We start from the raw sequence: 12,511 nt of genomic DNA on the forward strand, positions 1-12,511 counted from the left end.
CCGTTGCGCGTGGGGCTGTGGGGCCCCGCGTGCAATGGGGTCGAGAGCAGCCGTGGGGCTGAGCCGGCATCTAGGGCTGAGGGCCCGGCCGCCCGGACCCCACGGGTTGGAGCGCGCGCAGCCGGTGGCACGTCGTGCGCTCCTCTCGGCACTGCGCCTGGAGCTGGTCCTCTCGTCGTCTGCGTTCGGGCCACCAGGTCGAGCACGCGGAAACCCTGGGGGAGGACGGACGGGCCTGGGGGGTCCCTGGATGACGGCGGGGGGCCTCGCGGGTGCTCCGGGGGACCCGTTGCGCGTGGGGCTGTGGGGCCCCGCGTGCAATGGGGTCGAGAGCAGCCGTGGGGCTGAGCCGGCATCTAGGGCTGAGGGCCCGGCCGCCCGGACTCCATGGGTTGGAGCGCGCGCAGCCGGTGGCACGTCGTGCGCTCCTCTCGGCACTGCGCCTGGTGCTGGTCCTCTCGACTACGAACGGCACTGCAAAGAGCCTGGCTTCGCGGCTGTACGGCCGTGCGCCGAGGTGTCTCGCCCACGATTGTAGTTACACCGACCACGGTCGTGTTTGTTTCTGCATTTCTTCTTCGTTTGTGTATGGCGCAATGATGTGTGGCTGAGACCGGAGGCCAGGCCGCAGGCCGTGGCCGGAGCCAGGCGGGGGACTACTTTGAGAGGGCATCGCGGAACGTAGTGATGCGATGCCCTCTAGTGTTCGTTTGTTTATTGGAGGATGCGCGCGCGCTGAGCTAGCAGCTCAACGCGTTGAGCTGGCTCGGCGCGCACTAGCTGCGCATCGAGGTGGCGTAGCGCGAGAGCACGCGCGAGCGTGGTGTAGAGGCGGCGCCATTCGTGCTGAGGGAGTTCACGCGCGGCTGTTGCGACGGCCGTTTGAATCGTGAGGCTCGCACTCGTGAGGGGGAGTTGCCCCTCGGCGATGAGCCGTAGGTCGGCGCGGAGCGCCGCTGTTGCGGCTTGCGTGAGGACGTCGCTGCGCAGTTCGGCGTGAGTGAGGAGCAACGCGGTTAGGACTGAGTCCTGTGGAGGAGGCGGAGGCTCCGGGAGGGAAGGGAGTTGGAGGCTGGCGGCGACGTCGTCGCGGGACATGCCGGTGGTTGTCGCGATTTGAGCGACGAGCATGCCCACTGACGGCGAGTCGTGCGGAATCGCGAGGATGATGGGCCGCAGGCGCTGAAGGCCCGCCAGCTGGGATTCCATCGACGTACTGTCGTCGAATGCCGTTGAGAGTAGGTATGCCGAGAGGGGCTGCGCGTTGTTGAGCTGGCTGGCGGTGGCGGCCGGCCCTGAAGCTCGGATGTAGTCGTCTGGGTCGTACCCATCTGGCAGGAGCGCGACATAGGTCGGCAGCTGAGCGCCGAAGATATGGGGCGCGGCCCGATAGATGGCGGCGGTCCCCGCCGGGTCTGGGTCGAGAAGCAAGACCAGGCGTTGAGCCCCGAGGCGAGTCAGGAGCCGCAGGTGCCCAGGCGTGAGGCCGGTTCCGCAGAGAGCGACTGCGTTTCGGATACCGCCTTGATGCAATGCAATTGCGTCAAGGTATCCCTCGACAAGAACGGCGGTCCGCGTTTGGCGGATGGAAACGTGTGCCTGGTCGACACCGAATAGCGTGTCGCTCTTGGAGTAGAGGAGGGACTCGCGGGAGTTGACGTACTTGGGGCCGGATTCGAGCGTCCGCCCGCCGAAGGCAGTAGTTCGCCCCTCTGTCGTGCGAATGGGGAAGACGATGCGCCCTCGCAGGAAGTCGTGCCCTGAGACCGGAAGAGTGAGGCCCAGTTGGCTGCTTGCGGAAGCGAGCCCAGCTTGGTGGAGGACTGTGGCAAGAGATGAATCTGGTGGTGCCCAGCCGAGCCCGAAGGTGGTGACGGCGGAATCGGAGATGCCGCGAGTTGCGAGATATGCCCGGGGCGCAGCCGGATGATTGAGCAGCTGCGCCTGGTAGTAGGCCGTCGCGATGCGGAGAGCCTCAAGGGCTTGTGTTCGCTCTTGGTGGTGAGGGTCGCTTGAGGTGGCCAGGGCACGACCGCCGTAGTCCGCGGCAAGTTGCTGGAGCGCTACGCGGAAGGTGAGGCCACGAAGCCTCTGGAGGAAGGCGATGGCGTCCCCGGTTTCTCCGCACCCGTGGCACTTCCAGCGGCGTCGGTTCGGCAGCACGTAGAAGGAAGGGGTGTCTTCCTGATGAAACGGGCACTTTCCCTTGTGGGTCTTCCCCTCAGGCTTGAGGGTGACGTGCCGTGAGACGAGGTCGACGAGGTCGACCGCGTCGAGGATGGCTGCAATTTCTCCCGCTGGCACCATGGAGGGGACTTTACCGCTCACGAGCCGGTGGTGAGGTGGTGAGGCGGCTCCAGATTGATTGGAGCCACCACACGAGCGAGAAGTACGACTCACGCATCAGAGAGGCTCCCAGGAGGGGGAACACCGAGAGCAGCACGCTCAAGCTCGTCAGCCAGGTCGAGGAGCGCGATGCGGCGCTCTTCGGCAGAAGGGCCGTCACCGGCGAGTTGTTCGGCGTGCTCTGCGACATAGCGCGCGACGGTGGCGCGAGACCACCGCGCCATCCGTTCGGTTTGGAGGGCCTCAGTCTGGAGAAATTGCATGGGAGGGGAGCGACGGAGGGGAGGCGGGCGAGCAGTCGTGCCCTTGGCAGACCTGGTCGAGGTAGGCGACAAGCTGCTGTAGATGCTGCTGCACGCATGCCTCATCGTCAGGACTGAGGTGGATGAGCGCGGGCGCAGATAGCAGCGCGGCGCGAACCCTCTGAGCTGCGATGTACCGGAGCGTGGAGGGCTTGAGCATCACTCCTCCGGCCACCTGAAACGGGTTTTACTCAGCAACAGGCTCTGCGAAGTCTCGTCGAGAGAAGCTGCGTCGACGACGCCTGCGAGTGGTGGCGTGTTGCGAGCTGGCGCCAGGTGGAAGCGCCCCCGATAGTCTGGGCCGCTGTCTTTCACATGAAGGAAGCCCCGGCGCCAGGTCCTGCCTTGCAGCAGCTCCAGCACGGAGGTGGCGACGACAGGGCGTCCGGCGAGCGAAACGTGGAGGGCGTCGGCCCCCCTGGTGATGGAGAGCAGCTGGCCGGGAACGCCCTCAGCATCTGGCGAAACGTCGTTGGCCAGGGCACGAGCGTTGGCGGCGAGCCGCCGGAGGTTCTCTGCGGTGCCGGTGGTGCTCTCGTCCCGCCGTGCGCGGCGGTCGAGGTCTGTTGCGCTCTCAAAAAGCCGGTTGCTCCGATTGTGAGAGCACCAATCCGCGACGGCCGTGGGGCCGGCCGAGAGGGCGGACAGCAGGAGGCCGACTGCGGTGGCGTCGGCCGGAGCGAGCATCAGCAGATCTGCGAATGTCACGCTCGCCGCGCCCTCGTAGATGTCGAAGGCGAGATGAACCAGCACCTCTGAGTCGTTGCTGAGGGCAGCAGGCCGAGCCATGCGCTCAGAGGATGCTTGGCTCGTTGGGCCGGAGAGAGTCCATAGGCTCGTTCGGCGCGCACGGTCAGTGAGGGCACGGCAGACCTGGTTCAGCTGCTCAGCGTCGCGGAAACGGGTTGTCATGAGTCCACCTCGAGCTGCGCAGTGCTGACGCGAGAGAGGAGGAGGGGAAGGGTGCCGGCCACAACGACGCGAGTGCCGCGCGTCGCGGTATGCCCTTCGTCCGTGAGCCGGTACTGCCACCCGTTTTCGGCGAGCCGGGCGAAGACAGTAGGAGGCGGCAGCATTTCGCCACGGAGCTGCCGAAGCGCCATGAGCGAAAATTCGAGCTGAGTCGCGACCATTTCAAGCACGCGTGCGTGGATTCGGGCAAACCCAAGCGACAGCGAGTGCTCTGAGAGAGCGCGCGCGTCGCTGGTCGCTGTGTAGACCGAGGCCTCCAGCTGTACGAGGTTGTCGATGCCGGGTGGCGCTACGTTCTGATGCATGTGCAACCCTCCTGTTTGAAGAAGAGGAGTCAATTTCTCTGACGTGCTTTAGCAAGTCAAGACCCCTCCCCACCAACAGGTGGCATTTGGAGGACGTCGGCGATGAGGTCTCGAATCGACGTCGAGTAGTCGTCAGCGGCGGGAACATCCGTCTGGGAACGCTCGACTGCGGCAACCGCAAGCGAGAGGTCCCACTGACGAGCTGCGGTTTCCCAGCACGACACGTCCGCGTCGTCCTGCTCCAGTCCTGCGGGAGCCGGAATCGCAGGGCGAGGCGGGAGCTGTTCGTGCGGCAGAGCCTGGCTCGGCATTCCGCGGCGCCGGTCGAGCGCGGCCCAGACATCGAGGAGGATGGGCGCGGCGAGCTGTTCCAGCTCGGCGCGATGCTCTGGCCGTTCCCAGGCCTTGGGCCAGAGTGCAGCGGCGGTCAAGACTGGGCGAGTGACACGCGCCCAGCCCACACGGCGGATTTGGATGGGGTTGCCCGTCTTGGGGCACCGCTCGGTGAGCGGCGACGAATGGGGGCACCGCGAAGAGTGGTGGCCGGAACCCTCGTAGGCCCGGACCTCGCGGAGCTGGCGCGAGCACCGGCACGGAAGAGGGACCGGCGCGTAAATCGGCTCCCAGACGCGCCTGGAGAGGCAAGAGGCCACGATTTGAGCGCGCACCCGCTCGAGCCCTTCTCCCCCAAAGAGCCGCTCAGCTGTGGCGGTGGGAGCTTGGCGGTGTGGTTTGTGCGCGCTCGTGCCTTCCGGGATGTGCCAGGCGCCGTGGGGCGCCTGCTCCTTCCATTCACTTGGAGTGGAAGTGCCTGTGGATAACTGGGGTTCGACAATACCTTCGTTGATGATCTGGCTAACAGCCGACAAGGCACTGTCGTCAGCGCTACTAGCTGCACTGCGAGGGGCCTTGCCCGAAGCGCTGCACTTACTCACGCCGTTAGGTGTCTCGTTTTTGAAAAGGTCAGGTCTGCGTTGGGCAAAAGCCCGGAGAAGAGGGCGCAAGGCACGCACAAGGCGTCCTAGTAGTCCGACTCGTACGCGCTCCAGCTGTCCTCGCTCCACCCGCTCTTCGTAGAGGGCATCTGCCAGGGCAGCCCCCTTGGGCGTCAGCATGGAAACGCTGAAGATGTTCGCGTAGGTGCGGCCTTGGCCTCCGTCGCGACAGGTCCACCGCGTGCGGCGTTGTTCGGGTGGAAGGTCGGCTGTGAGGTGCGCAACGGTGCGGACCTGGTCGTACCGGTGGAGCAAGCCGGCGCGGCGGAGTTGCGCGAACCCCCTGAGCGCATGCTGACGGCTCCGGCCGGTAACGAGTCCCCAGAGATAGCCTGGTGCCTGCCATCCCCATGCGCCTTCGATTGCGCCGGCCGCGACGTGGACGGCCCAGATGAAGAGAGCGGTGGGTGTGAGCGCTCGCAGCGCGGGGTGCGCGCGCCGGAGTCGGAAGAGGTCCACTGAGTGGAGCTTGGCGAACTGATTGAGCACCTGGAGCTGCACCAGGTGCTTGTCAGCCCAGGCGAGCACACTGGCCGGCAGGATGAGCCGGTCAGCCTCTGGGACAGCTCTGTTGGCGGCTGCGCGGCGCGTCCGGTCGGAGGAGGGGCGCCGCGAGCTCCGGCGCGTGCGAGGCGCGGGAGAGCCGCGAGGGTCCCTCTCGCGACCTGTGGGCTTATGTGTGCGACCGGGGCGGCGTGAGGACGGTTTGGGCGGATGGGTGGCGGGCATGGCGGGCATGCGAGCGCGCGACTCGACAGCCCAGGCCATCCGCGTTACCGTCGCGGACGTGCTCTAGGCTGCCAAGGGCGCACTGGTTTCGGCCGGGTCGAACGGCAGAGTTGAAAACGGATAGCCCCCCACGGTTTGGCGACTGCGAAGGGGGAAGAAGCTTCTAGGGCTCTCACCGTTGGCGCGGTGGGGGCCCTTCGATTTAGCGCTCAGCGGGTCACATAGAGGGCCTCATGGCGTGAGTGTTGATCCACCGCGTGGGGTTGATCCAGTGGCATCGGACCCTTCACCAGATCGCGCCCACCTGGAGCGGCAGTTGGATTTCCCAGGCTGCGGCCCCAAGGCTGCGCCGGACAGCTACGCCGAGCGACGCGATGAAGCGGTCAGAAAGGCGGTACTCGGCCATGCCGAGCAACCGGGCGGAGAGGGCGATATCCGAGGACGTTTGGAGGTTCACCCCAACGCCCGCGAGGCCGTCGTAGGCGAACTGCTGGTTGCCTTGGCGGTGGTAGCTGGCGGTCAGCTCCAGGCGGGCGATAGGCGCGAGGCGGTAGCCCGTGTCGTAGCGGTAGGCCACGAGAGGGCCGATGCCAGCGGACCAGCTGTCGACCCAGAGGGTGCCGGTGGGAGTGGAGCCGTCAGCTTGACGGTACGAGACTCCGCGGAAGGCCGCGTCTCGCGTCATCGCTGTGTGGATGACGCCGCCGACGTAGAGGCTATGCGTGAGGCCGTAGTACACGACCAAGTCGGCCAGGAGTGCAGGACGCGTGTCGTGCGAGGCGCCGCCGACAGGGTCGGCCAGGCCGAGCAGGGACGGGCCTAGTGCAACCTGCGTGTACAGCTCACCTCGGTCGGCATGTGCTGCCCACGGGACGAGTGTCAGGACTAGGGCGAGCAATGCGCGAGTCATGGAATGACCTCCTTGAAGATGAGAGGGGCAGGAAGGACGGCCGGAGAGGGCGTGCTCGGAACTTCGAGGTCGAATCGGCGGACAAGCACCGAACCCGCAGGAATGGTGCTGGAGACGGGGTCGCAGACGCCGGTGGTCCGAAGGATGCTGTTGGACGAATCACCGCCGCCAACGAACTGGTGTGACGCGAGCCAAACGGTGTCTCCGCCACCTGCGAGCAGCCACCCCACGGCGGCGCGCTCGTCGCGAACGACGTAGGCGCTCTCTGCGGACAGGTCGCAACCAGGGTTCGCAAAGTAGAGGTCCACCTGGAGCGCCAAACGGCCGGAGCGGATGTAGCGCGAGCCCCAGAACGACCGCGTGCCATGCACCTCGCGAAGGGTGACGATGCCAGCTGTGACGCCAAACGATGGACCAAGCGACTCACCCGTCGGAGTTTCGACGGTGAGCAGCGGCTGACCAGCTGCTCCGCGAGGACCGACTGGTCCCTCGGGGCCAATGGGGCCGACGGCGCCAGCAGGGCCGACGGCGCCAGCAGGGCCGACGGCGCCAGCAGGGCCGCGAGGGCCTTCCGGCCCTTGGGTGCCGGTGGGGCCTCGGTCGCCAGAGCAGGCGCCAATGCCGAGGAGAGCGAGCAGCGGGAGGACTAGGAGGTAGTTGTTCACGGGCTAATTCCGGGTGAGGTCAACGTTTGCGTCGAGGCTGCCAGAGGTCACGGCTCGCACGCCACCGAGGGAAACCCCGTCACTGCGGGTGGCAGCAGCCGCAAGGTTCCAGAGCCAGGCCGTGGACAGCCGAGCGCTGGTCATCTTCCGGTAGAGCAAGCCTCTGGTGAGGCGCGTCAGCGTGGAGATGTTGCCGTCACCGTCACGGCAAGTACCAGCGGACTCCCCGGTCCCGTAGCTGTAGGCGTAGAGGTATTGGTACACGTCCGAGCCAGTGAACGTCGGCAGGGTTCCTCGACTACGCGGAAGTACAGCGTAGAGGACCAACTGGCCTGGAGTCGTTCCGACAGCAGGCGGGACGAGCCATGCAGCACGGCCGTTGATTGGGAAGCTGGCGGGAGCCCGTTGAGCCTCCGGCTCGCCACCGCCGGACCACGGGCTGAGGTACCCCACCGAATCCCAGGTCCCAGAGGCGTAGTTGGTGGAACCCGCGGAAGTGCCGGTGGAGAGGCAGCGCCACTGAGTGGCACTTCCGAACTCGTGGAGCATGGTTTCAATCGGGGTCCCCATGCCCGGGTCAATCTGGCAGGGGTAAACCGGGGGCGGTGGAATCCCCTTGCAGAGGGCATAGTTGAGGGTGAAGTCGTAGTTGATGGTTCGGGCAAACGTGAAGCCGTCGGCGGACACGTTGCTCGTGTTGGCATCCGCTGCGGGCTGGTTGCTCCAGTCCTCCGTGAGCGACCAGCTCGCAGGGCCGGACGGCGACAGGTTGACCGCAACCGGAACAGGGTGCGGATTCCTGACGACGAACCGAGCAATCCGCATCACCGTTGTGCCTTCAAAGGCGGGCGTGGTGGGCGACCACAGTTCGTCATAGGTTCCAATTGCAACCTTGTAACCAAAGATGGATTTCGGGTCGTGTGACACCGGGTAGTTCGCTTCGTGAGAGAGCGAAAGAGCAGGAGTCACGAGGTTGAAGGTGAGGACAGCGGCAGGAGTCGTCGCGGAATTGCCGGCGGCGTCGGTTGCTGTGACGGTGATGGTCAGAGTCACTGAGGCAGTGGGTGCGGTCGGGAGGCCAGGGACGGTTGCGGCCGTCAAGGGAAGTGCGAACCGCTGGAAGCCGTTCTCGACGGGAGAGACCAGGGCATCTCCTTCGCTCTGCGATGGTGAGCAGGATGCACAGGCGATGGAATAGCGGACTGACGCGATGCCGGCTTCGGTGGCGGCAACAGGGGCCTGGTAGGCGAGCCACGGCGTATTGCTCCCGTTGGTGGTCGTCAGCTCGGCATACGTCAGCGACGGCGGAGTGAGGCGTGTCGTCGCCTTGTGAATGACAGAACCGTGGCCGAGCTGGGTCAGTGTGCTGAGTCCGGTGTACTGGACGGGCATCACAGGGACCCCAGGCGATGATTCCTGATGCTGGATGCCGCTCTCGGAGAGATAGCGGCCACCGGCAACGAGGGTGATGCCTGGGCTCAGCGTGTCGCGCGTGATGGTCCGGCTCAGGAGCGCTGCTGTATCCGGGTAGTTGATGCCGGAGTTCCGAGGGGTCGCCCCGTCTTCAGCCCAGATGAGGATGGGCGTCGCGCCGTCGGTGAGGGGCATCGGGACGGTGACGCGCCAAGTTCCGTCGACGAGACTCGCGGGGAGTGCCTCGGTGGGATTTGTCGCGCGGCGCGCGTAGACCGCAGTGACGCCAGCACCGCTGTCAGTGGCCCGGACAACGAATGTGTGGTTGGCCGCGTTGGTGAAGAGGGGCGGTTCGGGTGACAAGGTCAGCGCAGGCGGTGTGCGGTCGAGCTTGAAGGGCACCAGCGAGGAGCGGCAATTGCCGACGGTGTCGCAGGCGGACCATGTGGCCGAGTAGCTGCCGTCGGCTGTCCCCGCCGGCGGCGTCCATGTCCCGGTGAGCGATGCGAGGCCGGACGTCGCTGCGCTGCCGGGGAGGCCCGAAACGGAATGGGAGGCAATGTCGCTGGCGTCATTCGCAGTGGCGGCGAGGGTGACCGGGCCGAGGCCGTAGTGTCCTCCAACGGCTGGGGCCGTGACGCTGACAGCTGGAGGAGTGTTGTCGACGCGGACCACGCGGCGCAACGTGGCGCGATTGCCGAGGCCATCTTCTGCGGTCGCCACCAGCTCGATGTTGCCATCAGCAGTGGGCGTGAGCGTCCCCTCGTAGGTGGTGGCGGTTTGCTCGACAGCGTCGAGCGGCCGGCCAGCGGCCGTCACGGTGAGCCCACGGACGCCAGACCCTTCAAGGTCCGCTGCCGTCACGCGGACAGTGACGGTGTTGGCGACGGGAGCGCCGTCAACGCTCGCGACAGTCCGCGGCGTGCCGTCGTCGCCGGTGAAGGTGAGCGTCAGCGCGAGGCTCGGTGGTGTGATGTCGAAAGCTCGAGGAGGCGTCTCCCGGTCGAACAGGGCCGAGGTGTCGAGGCACATCGCGTCGTAGACGTTGGGGGAGGCCGAGCGGAAGTCGCCACGGGTGAGCCCGGTGGAATTGCGGGGGCTCATGACGAAAGAGTCGAGCGCGAGCGCGAGGTGGACGCGGAGGTCCTGTGCGGAGAGGGAGTAGGATGGAGTGCCGAGAACCCTCAGCTGAGTAGCGCCCATGCGGCCGTCGAAGCGGCCGTCGGAGACGTCCTGCTGGAGGAGTTGGAGGAGCTTGATGGCGTCGAACCCGGAGACAGGCGTAAGTCCCGCAGCGGTCGCGATGCGACGGGCAAGCTCGTTGAGGGCAACGTCTGGCGCGGCGGCGAAGACGACGTCCCGCAAGGCTTGTGTGCCGGCCTGCGTGAGAGGCGCAGGGACAACGGTGCGGATGTCCCAGGGCGTGTTGCCTGAGACATGGGCGGCGAAAAGGCTGCCTGTGGCCGTCAGGGCCTCCGGCACGGAGGACGGCGGATAGTCGCTGTTGCGGCCAGTGGCGAAGGCGACAGCGGCCGTGTCCGCGAGGGAGGTGTAGAGCGTCACGGGAGCCGTTACCGCGTCTCCGGTGCGGTAGTGCGGCAGGTAGGAGGAGAGCACGACATTGGTGGCCAGGGAGACCTGGGCACCGGCAGGGTCACTCGGGTCCGTGTAGCTCGTGGCGCCTGTGGCCTGGAGCTGCACGGGGCCTTCCCAGTTCTCTTCGGTGAGCGTGACAAGAACGGTTCCACCGTCGGTCGTAGGCCCACCCTGGCCGAGGATGGGACTGCGGCTCGTGACGGGCTGACCTGTCGCGGGGTCGATGGCGAGCACCTTGACGGTTGCACCGGCGAGCGGAGTGCCCGCGCTGACGGCGACGTCGAAGCGGCCGAAAGGGACGTTGTCGAGGACGACGAGGACGGAGGACTCCGTCGTCGCCCCGTACTCGTCAGTTGCCAGAAAGGTGATGACCTGCCGGCCTTCGCGGGCCTTGAGAGTGTCCCAGGTCGCGGCGTAGGCGTCGGCAGCGGGCAGGGTGTCAGCCCCGATTCCCGGCGGAGGGTCGCGCAGTTCGAGCCGCCGGACGACGCCTTGGCGAGCTGTAGCGCTCGCCGCGATGCGGACAGAGCCGCTGAGGACGGCGCTGGGCGCTGGCGAGTCGACGTTGATAGTAGGTCCTCGGTTGGAGACGACGACAGCTCGACGGGCAGTTGTGCGGTTGCCGTTCACGTCCTCAGCGACAGCAACGAGTTCGAGGGGCCCATCCGGCAAAGCCGAGACATCGAGCGTGGAAGAGAGCTGCGCCTTGGAGCCGTTGAGGGACGGCTGCACGCTCGTCAAGCCCGGTGGGGCAGTCCAGGTGAACGCGCGGATGGCGCTCTCGTCGGTGGCTTCGGCCTCGACGGTGATGGAGCCGTACACACCGGCGCCGTCGACGGGCGTCAGGATGCTCACGCGAGGCGGCTGGACGTCGACGGCGGAGCCGGGCGTGTCGAAGAGCATCGGGTCGCTACTCGAGGAGAGTGCGGAGGCGAGTGTCTCAATGTCGGCGGGCCGAAGGGCCTTGGCCGCGTTGCGCTCGCCGGCGATGAACCGGGCGACCGCATGAGCAAGCTCACGGCGGGCAGTCGTGCCGGACAGTTGGTAGGCGGCAGGGAGGACAGCTCCAGGAGGAAGGACCAGAGCGCCTGATGGTCCAACGCCGTTGAGGCGGCCGTCGGCGAGCAGGTCCTGGTGGAGCGCTTCCGTGAGGGAGTGCGCTGTCACCCGTGCACCAGGCGTGAGCCCGAGCTGCTCGCTGATGAGCCGCGCCTGCTGCGAGAGAGCCGCGAGGAGAAGACCAGCCCGTGCGGACTCATCGAGTGACGTCACCGCTGTCGTGGTGAGGTCCGCCGGCATCGCGGACTGCCACGGCACGCCCGCGAAGTGAGCGTTGAGGTGAGTCGTCGCGAGGTCGTAAGCCGTTGCGAGGTCAACGCCCTGATGCTGGTGCCACCGCGTGAGCGCAGCCACAAAGTGGCTGATGGGGGAAACCTGGATGACCTGGTCGGCCCCGGGTGAGTGTCGTGGCACGAGGGCCGTAAGGGTCTCGGAGAGGGGCGTCGCGTTGCCGGTCGCTTCGTCCACGTAGCTGCCGCCGGATGCGACGATGACAAATGGCCCTGCGGCGGCTGCGACGCCAGCCGTAAAGGCACCCGCCTCGTCGGTGGTGGTTGTGGCGATGAGCGGGCCTTGAGTCGTGCCCTGCTCGAGGAGGTACACGCGGACGGTGGCGCCGGACACCCTGCCTTTGATGACCGTGCCAGTCACGGTGCCGGTGTCGGACTGCGCGGGCTGGAGCGTTGGCCTCCCGCCGTCGCACGAGAGGGCAGGGAGGAAGACGAGAGCGACAACGCTCAGGACTCGTAGGAGGGGAAGGTGGATAGACATGCGGTCTCCCTAAGACTCGGAGTAGGTGTCGGGCAGCTGGATGGCTTGGAGGAGCGCGTTGTCGCGGTCAGCCTTCTTGCGAAGGGTGATCCAACGCGTCAGCGAGCCAACGAGGAACTTTTGCGTCGAGAGACCCACGAGAGACGCCGCGCGCGCGAAGACCGGACCGTACAAAGGCGGGACGGTGATGGTGCGCCGTGAGACGGCTGGACCCGTCTCGGGAGTGTAGGGCCAGCGTCGCCGCTTCTTGGGGGCAGGGTCTGGCGCAACGTCGACGGGGCATGTCGAGGTGAAACAGCCGAGTTCGGCTGCGGCCTCGATTCCGGCGGTCGTGAGCAACTGACTGGCGCCCGTGCGCAACGAGCGGAGAGCTTTAAGCGTGTCCGTTAGAGCCTTGTCCTCCAGCTCGCGGAGTCGAATCGTGAGACTGTCGTAGTGGGTAGGCATG

6 protein-coding genes are annotated in these 12,511 nt (G+C 66.6%); all 6 read right to left on the bottom strand.

The window, feature by feature from the left end; genetic code table 11:
* Positions 1–714: 714 nt before the first annotated feature.
* The 6 genes from dnaG to HUA74_RS43955 all read right to left on the bottom strand — a co-directional run bounded on the left by dnaG (position 715) and on the right by HUA74_RS43955 (position 12,510).
* Positions 715–2,307 (bottom strand): DNA primase, encoded by a 1,593-nt coding sequence (dnaG, locus tag HUA74_RS43925; RefSeq protein ID WP_174459341.1) that lies wholly within the window; start codon positions 2,305–2,307, stop codon positions 715–717.
* Between the two features lie 500 nt (positions 2,308–2,807).
* Positions 2,808–3,401, bottom strand: coding sequence for a hypothetical protein (locus HUA74_RS43930; RefSeq protein WP_174459342.1), 594 nt, complete (start codon positions 3,399–3,401; stop codon positions 2,808–2,810).
* Positions 3,402–3,556: 155 nt separating this feature from the next.
* Complete coding sequence (locus HUA74_RS43935) at positions 3,557–3,925, bottom strand: hypothetical protein (protein WP_174459343.1); 369 nt, start codon at positions 3,923–3,925, stop codon at positions 3,557–3,559.
* 2,010 nt (positions 3,926–5,935) lie between these two features.
* Positions 5,936–6,559, bottom strand: coding sequence for a hypothetical protein (locus tag HUA74_RS43940; RefSeq protein WP_174459344.1), 624 nt, complete (start codon positions 6,557–6,559; stop codon positions 5,936–5,938).
* Positions 6,560–7,227: 668 nt separating this feature from the next.
* Positions 7,228–11,943 (bottom strand): hypothetical protein, encoded by a 4,716-nt coding sequence (locus HUA74_RS43950; RefSeq protein WP_174459346.1) that lies wholly within the window; start codon positions 11,941–11,943, stop codon positions 7,228–7,230.
* 129 nt (positions 11,944–12,072) lie between these two features.
* The gene (locus tag HUA74_RS43955; RefSeq protein ID WP_174459347.1) at positions 12,073–12,510 is read right to left on the bottom strand and encodes a hypothetical protein; all 438 of its coding nucleotides are present in this window, start codon (positions 12,508–12,510) and stop codon (positions 12,073–12,075) included.
* Between the last annotated feature and the right edge of the window lies 1 nt (position 12,511).

It is taken from the genome of Myxococcus sp. CA051A (assembly GCF_013336705.1).
Taxonomy (GTDB): domain Bacteria; phylum Myxococcota; class Myxococcia; order Myxococcales; family Myxococcaceae; genus Myxococcus; species Myxococcus llanfairpwllgwyngyllgogerychwyrndrobwllllantysiliogogogochensis.